We start from the raw sequence: 14782 nt of genomic DNA, 5'->3' as shown, positions 1-14782 counted from the left end.
GGCCCCTTTTCCGTGCGCCTCAGAAGTCGAAGCCGCCGGGGCGGGCGTTGCGGTCCGCCACCAGGCCCGCGATCGTCGCGACGGCGATCTCGGGCGGGGTGCGCGACCCGATGTTCAGGCCGACCGGGCGGTGCACCCGCTTGATCTGCTCGTCGGGCACGCCCAGCGCCTTGAGCGCCTGCACGTGCGGGCCTTCGTGGCGGGGGTTGCCCATCACGCCGACCCACCTGACCGGGTACGCCAGCACGTCACGCAACACGGTGCCCAGCTCGTCGCGGTGGTGGTCGGTCACCACGACGTCGTAGGTGCCGTCCAACTCCGGCAGCGCCTCGGACGGCTCGTGGACGAAAGCGGAGAACCCCAGGTCCTGCGCGTAGCGCACGAGGTGCCGGGCCACCGGTGTGTCGAACACCGCGACCAGGCCGCGGTGCTCGACCTCCGGCACGACCCTGCCGTGCGCCACGTCGCAGGAGGGGTCTGTCATGACGGCAGGATCGCCGCGATGTCCTGCGCCGCTTCCGGGCCGAACGCGCCGCTGATCCGCGTCACGGCCTCGGCGGCGTCGAAGGTCCACTCCTGCGGGCCCATCGTCTCCAGGACGAGCACAGCGATGTAGGAGCCCAGCTGCGCGGCCCGCTCCAGGTCGAGGCCGTGGGACAGCCCGGCGAGGAACCCGGCGCGGAACGCGTCGCCGACGCCGGTCGGGTCGGCCTTGGCCAGCTCGGGCACGGCGGTCACGTGCACGACCGGGCCCTTGCGGTCGATGATCTCCGCGCCCTTCTCGCCGAGCGTGGTGATCCGCATGCCGACCTTGTCGAGCACCTCGGCCTCGGTCCAACCGGTCTTCTTGAGCAGCAGCTCCCACTCGTAGTCGTTGCTGAACAGGTACTTGGCGCCGACGAGGAACTCGCGGACCTGCTCGCCGTTCATCCTGGCCAGCTGCTGCGACGGGTCGACGGCGAAGGTGTAGCCGCGCTGGCGGCACTCCTGTGCGTGCCTGATCATCGCGTCCGGGTCGTCCGGACTGATCATCACCAGGTCGAGCTCGCCGACCTGGTCGACGATCGGCTTGATCTCGATCTGCCGGGACTCGGCCATCGCGCCCGCGTAGAACGAGGCGATCTGGGACATGTCTTCGTCTGTCGTGCAGACGAACCGCGCGGTCTGCGCCGTCTCGGAGATGTGCACTCCCCGGCAGTCGACGCCGTGCCGCTCCAGCCACGAGCGGTAGTCGTCGAAGTCCTTGCCCGCGGCGCCGACGAGGACGGGGTTGCAGCCGAGCACGCCCATTCCGAAGGCGATGTTCGCGCCGATCCCACCGCGGCGGACCTGGAGGTCGTCAACGAGGAAGCTGAGCGAGAGCCGGTGGATCTGTTCCGGCAGGACCTGCTCGGCGAAGCGTCCCGGAAAGTGCATCAAGTGATCGCTTGCGATACTTCCGGATACGGCAACGGGCACTTCAGCCCTCCTGTCTTGTGCGAGCGACGACGTCAGCCACCAGTGTCCCGCCTCGGCAGGACACACGACATCGCCACCCGTGCGGGTGGTTCACCGGCTGCCACACCACACTACCGAGCGGTAAGCATGGGAAGTTCGTTTTCCCCTCAATAACGTGAGGTCTGTGAACATCACCGAGGCCGATTCGATCGACGAGCTGATCGCCGACTGCGCCGACATCCCGCCATCCGTCCGGCAGTCCCCGGCTCAGGGATTCCCGCCGCAGCGGCTGGCACCGGCGTGGGAGGTCACCGAGGGCTGCCACGCACAGGTCAAGGACCTCGACGAGTACGTCTGACCCGTCCGCCGAGATCGTCTGACAGGGCGCGAAAGGGCCGCTGCCGAGTACGGCAGCGGCCCTTTTGTCGCTTTTGTCGCCCGTGGGGCTCAGTGGAACGAGTCGCCGCAGGCGCACGAGCCGGTGGCGTTCGGGTTCTCGATCGTGAAGCCCTGCTTCTCGATGGTGTCCACGAAGTCGATGACGGCACCCTCGACGTACGGGGCGCTCATCCGGTCGACGGCCACCTTGAGGCCGTCGAAGTCACGGTAGAGGTCGCCGTCGAGCGAGCGCTCGTCGAAGAACAGCTGGTACCGCAGACCGGCGCAGCCCCCTGGCTGGACGGCGATCCGCAGGTGCATGTCGTCGCGACCTTCCTGCTCGAGCAGTGCCTTGGCCTTGCTCGCGGCGTTCTCGGACAACGTCACGCCGTGCGTGGTCGCCGCTTCGGTCGTGTTCTCCTGCGCGGTCGTCATGACACTCCCTTGAAGATCCGACTACAGCGGTGCGAACACATCGCCGTGGTGTCTTATTCCATGGTGACACACGTTCGGGGGCAGTCGCCTTGACGCGTGGTCGCACGGCACCACCGCACCTGCCGCGCGACGTGGCGCATCCGGCGAACCAGCCGGTCGGGGCTTGTCATAACCTAGTGGACGTGAGGTTCCTGCGCCGCAATTCAGATGACAAGGCCGACACCGCCGCTGTCGAGGAGACAGGGGTCGATGTCGAGGAGCCCGCGAACCGCGCGTTCACGGCGGGCAAGGGCAAGCCGACGCCCAAGCGCCGCGACGCGGAGGCCCGCAGGCGCGGCCCGGTCGCGCCCGCTCCGCAGACCACGCGCGAGGCCATGCGCCGCGCGAAGCAGACTCGCCCGTCCAAGGACGAGCGCCGCGCCGCCACCGCGGAGCGCCGTGAGCGGATGATGGCGGGCGACGACAAGTACCTGATGCCGCGTGACCGCGGCCCGGTCAAGGCCTACGTGCGTGACCTGGTGGATTCGCGCCGCAACCTGCTCGGGCTCTTCATGCCGCTGGCAATTGTGGTGTTCGTCGCATTGCTGATGCCCAACCCGATCGTGCAGAACTACGCGACGCTCGTGTGCCTGGCGATGCTGATCATGATGATCCTCGAGGGCGTCATCAACGGCCGCAGGGTGACCAAGCTGGTCAGGGAGAGGTTCCCGAAGGAGACGGTCCGGGGCGCGTCGATCGGCTGGTACGCGTTCGTGCGGGCGAGCCAGATCCGCAAGCTGCGGGTGCCCAAGCCCCGCCTCAAGCCCGGCGACGCCATCCCCCGCTGAGTTTCCAGTCAGTTCTTCCCGGTGAACCGGCCCGTGCGAGTCACGCACGGGCCGGTTTCGGCTCACGGGGTCTGGGTGAGCCTCGGGTCGGTCGTGACGACGTCGTCGAGGACCGCGTCGATCTTGTCCAGCAGGCCCTGCTCCAGCACGACACCGGACGCCTTGACGTTCTCGGTGACCTGCTCGGGCCGGGAGGCGCCGATGATGGCCGACGAGACGTTCTTGTTCTGCAGCACCCACGCGACGGCGAACTGGGCCAGGCTCAGCCCGGCCTCGGCGGCCAGCGGCTTGAGCTGCTGGACGCGCTCGAGCACGTCGTCCCGCAACCAGCGACCGACGAAGTTCTTGCCGGACTCGTCGGTGGCCCGCGACCCCTCGGGAACCGGCTGGCCGGGCAGGTACTTGCCGGTCAGCACGCCCTGCGCGATCGGCGAGAACACGATCTGGCCGAGGCCCTCCCGCTCGGACGCGGGGATGACCTGCGACTCGATCACCCGCCACAGCATGGAGTACTGCGGCTGGTTGGAGATGAACGGCACCCGCAGCTCACGGGCCAGCGCGGCGCCCTGGGTGATCTGCTCGGCGGTCCACTCCGACACACCGATGTAGAGCGCCTTGCCCTGCCTGACCAGCTCGGCGAACGCCAGCATGGTCTCCTCGAGCGGGACCGTGCGGTCGAACCGGTGCGCCTGGTAGACGTCGACGTAGTCGGTCTGCAGCCGCTTGAGCGACGCGTTGGCCGACTCGATGATGTGCTTGCGGCCGAGGCCGCTGTCGTTGGGCCCCTTGGGGCCCGTCGGCCAGAAGACCTTGGTGAGGATTTCCAGGCTCTCCCGCCGCTGCCCGGCAAGCGCCCGCCCCAGCACCGACTCGGCGGCGGTGTTGGCGTAGACGTCGGCGGTGTCGAACGTGGTGATCCCGGCGTCGAGCGCCGCCCGCACGCAGGCGACCGCCTGCTCCTCCTCGACCTGCGAGCCGTGCGTGATCCAGTTGCCGTACGAGATCTCACTGACCGTCAGTCCACTGCGGCCAAGCCTCCGAAACTCCATGCCGACAACTTAACGCCAAATTCGTTCGCAACGCTAACCGTGTCCCCCAAGTCCGCCCAGGTCAGCTGCTCGCCAGCGCACAGACGACCAGGATCACCGTGACTGTCAGCTCACACGCCGCGCCGAGGACGTCGCCGGTGATGCCACCGAACCGCCTGCGGATGTGCGCGGTGAACACCGCCAGCGCGGCGGCGGCGAGCAGCACAGCGAGCGGCCCGGCCCACAGGCGGTCCGGAACGGCAGGAACCGCCGCGGCGGTGAGGAAAACGAACCACCCGGCAGGCACGTACACCGACTGGGACCCGGCGACCAGCGCCCCGAGCCCGTCCGGACGGGCCGCAGGCGTTCCCCGGCGGCAGCACCACGCGAAAGAGGCACGCCCCGCGGCGAACGCCAGCACGACCGCTCCCCAGTGGGCAGTCGCGAGCGCAACCGATTGCAGGCCCAGCACGACAACGAGGGCCACCACGGCGAACGCGCCGACGCCGCCGTCCTTCATCACGGCCAAAGCGCGCTCCGGCGGCCCGTAGCACCCGAGGCCGTCCACGGTGTCGGCCAGACCGTCGAGGTGCATTCCCCGCGTCGCCAACGCCACCAGGCCCACGCACAGAAACCCGCCGAGCAGGCCGTGCGCCCCCTGCAGCACGGCCGCCACGAGCAGGCCAAGAACCACCCCGACCAGGGGCGCCACGGCGATCGCCCGGCGTGCCCCGGCCGCGTCGACCCGCCCTGGCCGCAGCGGCAGCACCGTCAGCCAGGAGAAGGCGAGCAGCACTAGGCGTCGGCTGGGTCGGAGAGGTCGGCTGGGGCGGAGGTGTCCGTGTCGGCCGGACGGGCGGCGTCGGCCGGGCCGGAGATGTTGGCGTCCTGGAACGTCGCCATCTCCGCCAGGATCCTGGCCGCCATCGCCACCAGCGGCAGCGCGGTCAACGCACCCGAGCCTTCGCCGAGGCGCATGTTCATGTCCAGCAACGGCTCCAGGCCCAGCTGTTCGAGGGCCAGCTTGTGCGACGGCTCGGTGCTCTGGTGGCCCGCGACCCACCACAGGCGGGCGCCCGGGGCCAGCTCCTCCGCGACGAGGGCCGCCGCGCCCGACACCACGCCGTCGAGGATCACCGGTGTCCTGCGAACCGCCGCCTGGGCGAGGAATCCCGCCATCGCGGCGATGTCCGCTCCGGCCGTCGTGCGCAGCAGCGCCGCCGGGTCCGCGCTGACCTTGCGGGCGCGGCGCAGCGCGTCCCGGATCGCGGCCGTCTTGCGCATCCACGTCCGGTCGTCGATGCCGGTTCCCCTGCCGACCACCGCGACCGGCTCGGCGCCGGTCAGCGCCGCGACGATGACCGCGGCCGGGGTCGTGTTGCCGATGCCCATGTCGCCGGCGACCAGCAGGTCCGCGCCGCCGTCGACTTCCTGGTCGGCGATGGTCTTGCCCGCTTCGACCGCCGCTTTGACCTCGTCCTCGGTGAGCGCGTCCTCGTGGTCGATGGACCCGGAACCCTGCCTGACCTTGAACTCCGTCACCTGCTCCGGCGCGGCCGTCCGCACCGCGACCGACATGTCCACGACCCGGACCGTCGCACCGGCGGTCGCCGCGAGCACGTTCACCGCCGCACCACCGGCGAGGAAGTTCGCCACCATCTGCGCGGTGACCTCACTGGGGTACGCCGACACGCCCTTGGCCGCGACGCCGTGGTCACCCGCGAACACCACCACCCTGGGCCGGGTGAACGGCTTCGGCGGGCAGACGCCCTGGCACGCCGCCACCCACACCCCGAGCTCCTCGAGCCTGCCCAACGCGCCCGCGGGTTTGGTCAGCTGGTCCTGCCTGGCCAGCGCGTCCCGCTTGGCCGACTCGTCGGGTGGGGAAACGTACGGGAACACCCCGGAACCTCCATCAACGCAACCGCATCGGTATACCGGCCACGAGCAGGAGGACCTCGTCACAGCGTTGCGCCAACGCGGTGTTGAGGGCGCCGAGCTCGTCACGGAAGAGCCTGCCAGAGCGCGTGTGCGGGACAACGCCCAGCCCGACCTCCGACGACACCAGCACGACGCGGGCCTCGGTCGCGGCGACGGCCTCCACCAGCATCGCGCCCTCCCGGCGGACCAGGTCGAGCCCCGCGCCTTCCCACGCGCCTGCCGCGTCCATCACCCCGGTCAGCCACGTGGCGATGTCGTCGACCAGCGTCCAGCCCTTCGCCGCGCGCACCACGTCGGCGAGTTCCCGTGACGCCTCGACGGTCCGCCACGTGTGCGGCCGCCGGGCGATGTGCGTGTCTATCCGGGCCGTCCACTCCGGATCGGTCGGGTCCCTGCGGCCGGTGGCCACGTACAGGACCTCTTCGTCGGCGGGCAGCAGGCCCTCCGCGTGCGCCGACTTGCCGGAGCGTACCCCGCCCAAAACCAGTGTCCTGCGCGTCACGTGTCCCTCACGTAGCCGGGTGACATAGCCTCGGCCCAAAGCTACCGGTGAAGGCGGTGGATGTGGACTACCGATGGCGCTGCCAGGACGCGGGCGGCCGGGACGTCCCGGGCGACGAGCCCCTGTTCGGTGGCCAGACCGAGGCGGAGGACTGGCTCAGCCAGTCCTGGCAGGACCTGCTGGCCGCCGGGGTCGACCGCGTGACGCTGCTGCACGGCGAAGCCGAGGTCTACGGCCCAATGTCCCTGCACAGCTCGTGAGTGGTTTCCGGGGTTGGAACCCCGGAAAACACTCACGAGAGTTTCAGGCCAGGCGGTGCAGCCAGCCGTGGGTGTCCGGGGTCACGCCGCGTTGCAGGTCGTTGAGCGCCGCGCGGAGCTTCATGGTGACCTCGCCGGGCTGTCCGCCGTTGACGGTGAACTCGCCGGTCGAGTTCTTCACCGTGCCGACCGGGGTGATCACCGCGGCCGTGCCGCAGCCGAAGACCTCGGTCAGCTCGCCGGTCGCGGCCTTCTTCTCCCACTCGTCGACCGAGATCCTGCGTTCCTCCACTGTGTACCCGAGGTCGCGGGCCAGTGTCAGCAGGCTGTCCCGGGTGATGCCCGGCAGCAGCGCGCCCGACAGCTCCGGGGTCACCAGGCGGTCGCCGAACACGAAGAACAGGTTCATCGCGCCGACCTCCTCCACCCAGCGCCGCTCCACGCCGTCCAGCCAGACCACCTGGTCGCAGCCCTCTTCGACCGCTTGCGCCTGTGCGACGAACGACGCCGCGTAGTTGCCCGCGCACTTGGCCGCGCCGGTCCCGCCTGGCGCCGCGCGCACGTAGTCGGTGCAGATCCACACCTTCACCGGCTTCACGCCGCTGGCGAAGTACGGGCCCGCCGGGGAGGCGATCATCGCGTACAGGTAGTGGTTCGCAGGCCGGTTCACGCCCAAAGTGGACTCGTCGGAGATCATGAACGGCCGCAGGTACAGCGACGCCTCGGCGCGGTCGGGCACCCACCGGCTGTCGATGGACACCACCTGGTGCAGCGACTCGAGGAACAGGGACGTCGGCAGTTCGGGCATCGCCAGGCGGCGCGCGGAGTTCTGGAACCGCTCCGCGTTCGCGTCCGGGCGGAAGGCCACGATCGAGCCGTCCTGGTGGCGGTAGGCCTTGAGGCCTTCGAAGATCGCCTGACCGTAGTGCAGCACGGTGGCCGCGGGGTCCAGCGTGAGCGCGTGGTACGGCTCAAGCGAGGCGGAATGCCAGCCCTGGTCGCTGCTCCAGCGAATCGTCACCATGTGGTCGGTGAAATGCTGTCCGAAGCCAGGATCGGCCAATACCTCCGCGAGCCGCTCCGGGGTCGCCGGGTTCGGGCTGGAGGTCTGGTGGAACGACAGCGTGGACGTCATGGGTGCACGTTAGTCGGCGTCAGCGCCGCGAGAAAGTCGTCATCCCGAGGATCGGACGTCCTACTTTCGGGTACACCTGGGAATCGGGCGGCCCGGCGCGGATTGGCATCGAATTAGGCACCAATCCGAACTGTCCGCCACGGCGCCGCGACTAGGATGGCGCCGTGGTGAACAGTGGTGAGAACGCCGTGTCCGCTGGGACCGGATCCGACTTCCGCGTCGCGATCGTCGGCGCGCTGATGCCGTTCGGCCTCGGCCTGCTCGTGCTGCTCGGCTACGCGTGGCTGAGCTTCTTCGGCGCGATCCTCGGCCTGCTCGGCGCGCTGTGGTGGGCCCTGTGGTGGCGCAAGAAGCACAACAAGAAGTTCTTCCCGCGCGACGTCGAGGGCGGCCCGTTCGTGCTCACCCTCGTCCTCGCCGTCCTGTTGTTCATCGTCACGATCGCCGCCACGTAGGCCCCGGGCGCACTCAGCGCACGTTCGTCTGCACGAACGGCGGCTTCACGACCTCGAACCGCAGTTTCCGTCCCCGCACGTCCAGCGTGACCTCGGTACCGAAGTCGACATCCGCCGAAGTGTCGATCAGGGCGAGCGCGATACCGGTCTTGAGCGTCGGGGAGAACGTGCCTGACGTGGTCACGCCGATCTGCTTGCCGTCGGCGTCCAGCACGGCCATGTCCGGCCGCGGCACACCGCGCTCCAGCGCACGCAGGCAGCGCAGCCGCCGCGCGGGCTCCTTGCGCTCGGCCACGAGCGCCTCGCGGCCCCAGAACTCGTCCTTCTTCCAGCCCACCGCCCACGTCGACCCGGCCTGCACCGGGCTGATCTCCAGCGACAGTTCGTGACCGTGCAGCGGGTAGCCCATCTCGGTACGCAACGTGTCACGCGCGCCCAGGCCACAGGCCGTGGCGCCCGCCTCACGCAGCGCCTCCCACACGACCGGCGCGTCGCCCCATGCGGGGATCAGCTCGTAGCCGTGCTCGCCGGTGTAACCGGTGCGGCACACGCGCACGTTGATGCCACGCCACTCCGCGTCGCGGTAGGCCATGTACTCCAGCTCGGTGGGCAGTCCGAGTCCGTCGAGCAGTTCAGCCGAACGCGGGCCCTGCACGGCCAGCACGGCGTGGTCGCGGTGCTCGTCGGTGACTGAGATGCCCTCGGGCGCCGCGGCGATGAGCATGCGGGCGACCTCGGCGGTGTTGGCCGCGTTCGGCACGAGGAACACGTCCTCGCTGCCGACGAGGTAGACGATGATGTCGTCGACCGTGCCGCCGGTCTCGGTGCAGCACAGGGTGTACTGGGCCTTGCCCGGTGCGATCCGGTTCAGGTCGTTGGTCAGGCACCGGTTGACGAAGTCGGCCGCACCCGGTCCGGTCACGCGGACCTTGCCGAGGTGCGACACGTCGAAGATGCCCACGTCCTCACGGACCGCCGTGTGCTCGGCGACCACACCGGTCTTGTACTGGATCGGCATCTCCCAGCCCCCGAACGGGGCGAAGGTGGCGTCTAGGCTCGCGTGCAGGTCGTGCAAGGGCCCTCGTAGCAGCTGCTCAGTCACGCCAGCGAACGTTACAGCGCGCCCGCACCTACTTTCGGGCGTACCTGGAGGTGACGGCGCCCGCGACACAGCCGACGACCATCACGAGCACCACGACAGCCAGGTACTTCACCGACATGTTCATCCCGATGAGCACCGAGAGACCCAGCCCGAAACACGCCGCCCGGCGCGGCCACGCCCGGTCCGACGGCAGCAACAGGCGGGCGGCGGCGTTGGTGAACGCGTAGTAGAACAGCAGCAGGCACGCGGCGATGCCGATCGCCTGCGGCGGGTTCAGCAGACCGGCGGCGACGGCCACGGCGGCACCACTCAGGCAGGCGGCGGGGGCGGACACCCCGCGTGAGCCGACGATCGCCAGCGCGGGTGGTACGTCGGAGAACTCGGCCATCGCGCTGAGCGTGCGCCGGATCGACCCGATCGCCAACAACAGCCCGTACGCCGTGGCGATCCCGGCGACACCAGCCATCAGTGGCTGGAGTGACAACGCGTCGGCGGCGGCGAGCGCGTCCATCAGCGGCGCGGGTGACAGCGCCAGCCGCGGTCCGCCCAGCTGGTGCAACGCGGCGCTGCCGACGGCGACGGTGACGGCGAGGGTGCCGACCATGATCACCGGGACGGCGACGTGCAACTGACGGGCCGAGTACTCCTGCTCGGACGAGGAAGTGACGTACTCGAACCCCAGGAAGCCGAAGAACATCGCCCCGGCAGCGGCGAGCAGGCCACTGGCGTCGTCCGCACCCGCGACATCGGCGGGTAACGGCAACGGCGGTGGTGGCGCGATGGCGAACGCCACAGCTATGAACAACGCCATACCGATGAGCGTGATCACCATTACGGCGATGGCCACGCCACGGGACGGGCGGACCCCGAACGCGTCGGCGACAGCGGCGACGAGACTCACCACGATCGCCGCCACGACCGGCTGCTCCGGTACGACGTACACACCGAACGTGCCCGCGATCGCGGCACCGGCCACGATGCGACCGACCAGCGCGGCACTCCCGGCCATCCGGCCGGGCAGAAGCCCCAGCTGGTGGCGGCTGTACAGGTAGCCGCCGCCCACGCCGACGAACCGGCGCGACTGGTCGGATGTGGAGAAAGCGCTGCACAGGGCAGCCAGGAACGCGACGACGGCACCGGCCAGCAGCCAGGTACCCGCAGCCGCTGCCGCGGGCGAGACGGCGACCAGCAGCCCGGCACCGAGCATCCCCGACAGGCCGGGGATGATCCCGGCGGTGGCCCTCAGCCGGTCCGACACGGCTCGTTGCACCTGGACACAGTGTCAGACGGGGCCGGTGTACCGGAACAGCGGGCCACTTGGTTCACTCGTTTTCTCCATCACCCTGGCGGGTCACAAGGCCGCCGGTGGTCGTTAGCATGCGTCACTAAACAAGCCCGACGAGGAGTAGCCCGTGACCGCCCCCAAACTAGCCCTGTCCGAACAAGCAGCCGCTGATATCACCGCCGACGTCGTGGTGGTCGGGACAGTGCAGCAGGACGGCGATGGCTTCACCCTCGCACCGGGTGCCGATGCCGTCGACGCCGCGTTCGACGGTTCGCTCGTCGACGTGCTGACCAGCCTCGGTGCGACCGGCAAGGCGGAAGAGGTCGTGAAGCTGCCGACGCTCGGCAAGCTCAAGGCCGGTGTGGTGCTGGCAGTGGGCCTCGGCAAGCAGGACCCGACCTCGGAGCAGGTCCGTCGTGCGGCGGGCGCGGCGGCCCGTGCGCTGTCGGGTGTGAAGCGCGCGCACAACCTGCTGTCCCAGGTGGACTTGCAGGCAGCGGTCGAAGGAACCGTGCTCGGTGCGTACACCTTCACCGAGTACAAGTCCGACGCGGGCGACGGCCCGGTCGGCCGTGTCGACTTCGCGGCGGAGAACTCCAAGGAGAACAAGGCGACGCTGAAGGCCGCGACGGCGATCGCGGAAGCGGTGTCGACGGCCCGTGACCTGATCAACACCCCGCCCAACGACCTCTTCCCCGCCTCCTTCGCCGACCGCGCGGCCAAACTGGGCGAAGCGGCGGGCCTGACGGTCGAGGTGCTCGACGAGAAGGCGCTGCGCAGGGGCGGCTTCGGCGGCATCCTCGGCGTGGGCAGCGGCTCCTCGCGGCTGCCGCGCCTCGTGCGGCTGTCCTACAAGGGACCGAAGGCGTCGAAGAAGGTCGCGCTGGTCGGCAAGGGCATCACGTTCGACACGGGCGGTATCTCGCTCAAGCCCCCGGCCAACATGGAGGAGATGACCTCCGACATGTCCGGCGCGGCGGCGGTCGTGGCGTCGGTCGTGCTCGCGGCGAAGCTGAAGTACCCGCTCGAGGTGATCGCGACCGTGCCGATCGCGGAGAACATGCCGTCGGGAACGTCCTACCGGCCCGGCGACGTGCTGACGATGTATGGCGGCAAGACGGTGGAAGTGCTGAACACCGACGCGGAAGGAAGGCTGATCCTCGCCGACGCGATCGTGCGCGCGGGCGAGGACAACCCGGACTACCTGATCGAGACCGCGACCCTGACCGGCGCACAGCTGGTGGCGCTGGGCAAGCGCACGGCGGGCGTGATGGGGTCCGACGACTTCCGCGACCGCGTGGCCCGCATCGGCCAGGCAGTGGGCGAGAACTCGTGGGCGATGCCGCTGCCGGACGAGCTGCGTGGCGACCTGGACTCACGGATCGCGGACCTGGCGAACGTCACCGGCCACCGCTGGGGCGGAATGCTGGCGGCGGGCCACTTCCTGAAGGAGTTCGTCCCGGCCGACCTCGAGTGGGCGCACATCGACGTGGCAGGCCCGGCCTACAACAGCGGCGGTGCGTTCGGCTACACCGCCCGCGGCGGCACGGGCGTACCGGTCCGCACGATCGCGGCGGTCCTGGCCGACATCGCCGAGAACGGCTGACAACCCCAAGGCACACGGTCCCTCTGTCCACTGGGCAGAGGGACCTTTGTCGTTCAGCGCAGGACGAGTTGCGCGGCGTGCACCCCTTGGTCGGCGAGTGTGTCGTGGAGCATCCGCGTGTAGACCGACTCGGCCGCGTAGGCGATGCCCGACACCGCGCGGCCACGGTAGTGAACAGCAAGGTGCCGTGGCCCCTGTGCCGCATGTCCGGCACAACCGCGTGGACCACCGCTGCCGCAGCCACAACGCTGAGTGCCAGCGCGCTTCTGATGTCCGCCACTGTGGTGTCCAGGACGGGCTCTGCGAGGTCTCCGTCCGGCAGCCGAATCCAGGACCTGACACAGCAACCAGCGAAGCCCACAGCCAGCCTGCGCTAGTGCAGAGCAACCGCAGCCCGAGAAGACTTGCGCGCAAGCGCAAGCCGTCAGCATCGCGCCTGCCCACCCATCGACCAGACCCCACTTGCCCGCTGGCCGATCAGGCTCGGGTTGCGCACCAGCCGATAGGGTTGGCTCTCCCTCACTCCGCCTGGATCGACAACGTGAAAAAGGCCCTTCCCGTCGTTCGGCGGGAAGGGCCTTTCTCGTTGCTGCCGCTACAGACCGAGTTCGGCCTCGAAGTTGCCTTCCTGCAGGCGGCGCTTGATCGTCGTCAGGAAACGACCGGCGTCCGCGCCGTCCACCAGGCGGTGGTCGTAGGTCAGCGACAGGTACACCATCGAACGGATCGCGATCGAGTCCGCGCCGTTCTCGTCGGTGATCACCACTGGGCGCTTCACCACCGCACCGACTCCGAGGATGCCCACCTGCGGCTGCAGGATGATCGGGGTGTCCGACAGGGCTCCCGCCGTACCGAGGTTGGTCAGTGAGAAGGTTCCGCCTGCCAGCTCGTCCGGCTTGATCTTGTTCGACCTCGCGCGGGCCGCGAGGTCCGCGATCTTGCCTGCCAGGCCCGTCAGGTTGAGGTCACCCGCGTTGTGGATGACCGCGTTGAGCAGGCCCTTCTCCGTGTCGATCGCGATCCCGAGGTGCTCGGCACCGTGGTAGGTGACCTCTTTGGCCTCCTCGTTGATCGACGCGTTCAGCTTCGGGTGCTGCTTGAGCGCTTCCACCGTCGCCTTGGCGAAGAACGGCAGGAACGTCAGCTTCACGCCTTCGCGGGCCAGGAAAGAGTCCTTCGCCTGCTGCCGCAGCCGGGCGATCTTGGTGACGTCCACTTCGAACAGCTGCGTCAGCTGAGCCGAGACCTGCAGCGACTCACGGGTGCGCTGCGCGACGATCTGGCGCAGCCGCGGCAGTTTCTCGGTCTTGCCGCGCAGTGCGGACGCCTCGGCGGTCGGCGCGGCCGACGGGGCCGGAGCCGCCGCTGTCGCTGCCGGGGCCGCGGGAGCGGGCGCGGGCTTCTTCTTGGCCTCGACCGCCGCGAGCACGTCCTGCTTGCGGATGCGGCCGCCGACACCGGTACCGGTCACCGAGGACAGGTCGATGTCGTTCTCGGACGCCAGCTTGCGCACCAACGGCGTCACGTACGGCGCGTCGCCGCCTGCCGAGCCGTTGTTCTGCGCAGCCGGAGCGGGCGCTGGCGCCGGTTCGGGCTTGGGCGCCGGGGCCGGTGCTGGTGCCTGGGCGGGAGCCGGGGCCTGGGCGGCGGGCTCGGGTTTCGGTTCCGGCTTGGGCTCGGGCTTCGGTTCCGGCTTGGGCTCCGGTGCCTGCTGTGCTGGTGCCGCGTCGGCCGAGCCGACCACCGCGAGCTGGCCGCCGACCTCGACGGTGTCGTCCTCGCCCGCCGTGATCTCCAGCAGCGTTCCGGCCACCGGGGACGGGATCTCGGTGTCCACCTTGTCGGTGGACACCTCCAGCAGCGGCTCGTCGACCGCGACCGAGTCGCCGACCTGCTTGAGCCAGCGGGTCACGGTGCCCTCGGTGACGCTCTCGCCGAGCTCCGGCATCGTCACCGGGGTTCCGGACGCCGCGCCGCCACCACCGCCGGACGAGGCCTGCGGGGCAGGCTCCGGCTCGGGGTCCGGCTCTGGCTCGGGCTCCGGCGCAGGAGCTTCCTCCTGCTGCGGTGCCGACTGCTGGGGCGCCGACTGCTCGGGCGCCGAATCCCCACCGGAGGCGCCGCTGCCGTCACCGATCACCGCGAGTTCCGCGCCGATCTCGACGGTCTCGTCCTCCTGGGCGACGATGCGCTCAAGCACACCGGCCGCGGGCGACGGGATCTCTGTGTCGACCTTGTCGGTGGAGACTTCCAGCAAGGGCTCGTCGACCTCGACGGTGTCGCCCACCTGCTTCAGCCACCGGGTGACCGTGCCCTCGGTGACACTCTCACCAAGGGCCGGCATCTGGACGGAGAAGGCCATTGTTTCGCTTACTCCTCGTGCGTTTGAGC

General features: G+C 69.8%; 16 protein-coding genes. 5 read left to right on the top strand and 11 right to left on the bottom strand.

Annotation, left to right across the window (positions count from 1 at the left end; translation table 11 throughout):
* Nucleotides 1-19: 19 nt before the first annotated feature.
* Nucleotides 20-484, bottom strand: coding sequence for an XdhC family protein (locus ALI144C_RS25445; protein ID WP_076989689.1), 465 nt, complete (start codon nucleotides 482-484; stop codon nucleotides 20-22).
* Entirely contained in the window at nucleotides 481-1416 is a 936-nt protein-coding gene (locus ALI144C_RS25440; protein ID WP_076989688.1) for a carbohydrate kinase family protein, read from the bottom strand. The genes ALI144C_RS25445 and ALI144C_RS25440 overlap by 4 nt, the downstream gene beginning before the upstream one ends.
* A 205-nt stretch (nucleotides 1417-1621) precedes the next feature.
* Between ALI144C_RS25440 and ALI144C_RS55735 the strand changes: the two genes are divergently transcribed.
* A complete protein-coding gene (locus ALI144C_RS55735) occupies nucleotides 1622-1795 on the top strand; it encodes a hypothetical protein (RefSeq protein ID WP_168211350.1) in 174 nt (57 codons plus the stop codon).
* Between the two features lie 89 nt (nucleotides 1796-1884).
* On the opposite strand, the gene ALI144C_RS25435 is transcribed toward ALI144C_RS55735, so the two are convergent.
* Nucleotides 1885-2250, bottom strand: coding sequence for a HesB/IscA family protein (locus ALI144C_RS25435; protein WP_076989687.1), 366 nt, complete (start codon nucleotides 2248-2250; stop codon nucleotides 1885-1887).
* A gap of 182 nt (nucleotides 2251-2432) precedes the next feature.
* On the opposite strand from ALI144C_RS25435, the gene ALI144C_RS25430 reads away from it, so the two are divergent.
* Nucleotides 2433-3077 carry a DUF3043 domain-containing protein gene (locus ALI144C_RS25430; RefSeq protein ID WP_076990039.1) on the top strand — a complete coding sequence of 215 codons (645 nt, stop codon included), beginning with the start codon at nucleotides 2433-2435 and terminating at the stop codon, nucleotides 3075-3077.
* 62 nt (nucleotides 3078-3139) lie between these two features.
* Here ALI144C_RS25430 and ALI144C_RS25425 read toward each other — a convergent pair whose 3' ends face one another.
* From ALI144C_RS25425 to cobU, 4 genes are all read right to left on the bottom strand, one after another.
* Nucleotides 3140-4126 (bottom strand): aldo/keto reductase family protein, encoded by a 987-nt coding sequence (locus ALI144C_RS25425; protein ID WP_076989686.1) that lies wholly within the window; start codon nucleotides 4124-4126, stop codon nucleotides 3140-3142.
* A gap of 61 nt (nucleotides 4127-4187) precedes the next feature.
* Nucleotides 4188-4901, bottom strand: a complete 714-nt coding sequence (locus ALI144C_RS25420) for an adenosylcobinamide-GDP ribazoletransferase (RefSeq protein WP_076989685.1) — start codon at nucleotides 4899-4901, stop codon at nucleotides 4188-4190.
* Nucleotides 4901-6007, bottom strand: a complete 1107-nt coding sequence (gene cobT, locus ALI144C_RS25415) for a nicotinate-nucleotide--dimethylbenzimidazole phosphoribosyltransferase (protein ID WP_076989684.1) — start codon at nucleotides 6005-6007, stop codon at nucleotides 4901-4903. Before cobT ends, ALI144C_RS25420 begins: the two co-directional genes overlap by 1 nt.
* Before the next feature lie 13 nt (nucleotides 6008-6020).
* A complete protein-coding gene (cobU, locus tag ALI144C_RS25410; protein WP_076989683.1) occupies nucleotides 6021-6548 on the bottom strand; it encodes a bifunctional adenosylcobinamide kinase/adenosylcobinamide-phosphate guanylyltransferase in 528 nt (175 codons plus the stop codon).
* Nucleotides 6549-6610: 62 nt separating this feature from the next.
* Between cobU and ALI144C_RS25405 the strand changes: the two genes are divergently transcribed.
* Entirely contained in the window at nucleotides 6611-6808 is a 198-nt protein-coding gene (locus tag ALI144C_RS25405) for a hypothetical protein (RefSeq protein WP_076990038.1), read from the top strand.
* Between the two features lie 43 nt (nucleotides 6809-6851).
* Here the strand turns inward: ALI144C_RS25405 and ALI144C_RS25400 are convergent, their stop codons facing one another.
* Complete coding sequence (locus ALI144C_RS25400; RefSeq protein WP_076989682.1) at nucleotides 6852-7943, bottom strand: branched-chain amino acid aminotransferase; 1092 nt, start codon at nucleotides 7941-7943, stop codon at nucleotides 6852-6854.
* Between the two features lie 164 nt (nucleotides 7944-8107).
* Here ALI144C_RS25400 and ALI144C_RS25395 point away from each other — a divergent pair, with 164 nt between their 5' ends.
* Nucleotides 8108-8398: a hypothetical protein gene (locus ALI144C_RS25395; protein WP_076989681.1), complete on the top strand. Its 291-nt coding sequence runs from the start codon at nucleotides 8108-8110 to the stop codon at nucleotides 8396-8398.
* A gap of 13 nt (nucleotides 8399-8411) precedes the next feature.
* Here the strand turns inward: ALI144C_RS25395 and gcvT are convergent, their stop codons facing one another.
* Together gcvT and ALI144C_RS25385 are read right to left on the bottom strand one after the other, a co-directional pair.
* Complete coding sequence (gene gcvT / locus ALI144C_RS25390) at nucleotides 8412-9500, bottom strand: glycine cleavage system aminomethyltransferase GcvT (RefSeq protein ID WP_076989680.1); 1089 nt, start codon at nucleotides 9498-9500, stop codon at nucleotides 8412-8414.
* Nucleotides 9501-9528: 28 nt separating this feature from the next.
* Complete coding sequence (locus ALI144C_RS25385; RefSeq protein ID WP_083753374.1) at nucleotides 9529-10758, bottom strand: APC family permease; 1230 nt, start codon at nucleotides 10756-10758, stop codon at nucleotides 9529-9531.
* A 154-nt stretch (nucleotides 10759-10912) separates the two neighbouring features.
* Between ALI144C_RS25385 and ALI144C_RS25380 the strand changes: the two genes are divergently transcribed.
* Entirely contained in the window at nucleotides 10913-12391 is a 1479-nt protein-coding gene (locus ALI144C_RS25380; RefSeq protein WP_076989678.1) for a leucyl aminopeptidase, read from the top strand.
* A 595-nt stretch (nucleotides 12392-12986) separates the two neighbouring features.
* Here the strand turns inward: ALI144C_RS25380 and sucB are convergent.
* Nucleotides 12987-14753: a 2-oxoglutarate dehydrogenase, E2 component, dihydrolipoamide succinyltransferase gene (sucB, locus tag ALI144C_RS25375; RefSeq protein WP_076989677.1), complete on the bottom strand. Its 1767-nt coding sequence runs from the start codon at nucleotides 14751-14753 to the stop codon at nucleotides 12987-12989.
* Nucleotides 14754-14782 lie beyond the last annotated feature (29 nt).

This window comes from Actinosynnema sp. ALI-1.44, from assembly GCF_001984155.1.
Taxonomy (GTDB): domain Bacteria; phylum Actinomycetota; class Actinomycetes; order Mycobacteriales; family Pseudonocardiaceae; genus Kibdelosporangium.
Note: the sequence above shows the minus strand (reverse complement) of the source record. Positions and strands in the feature narration are given on the sequence as shown.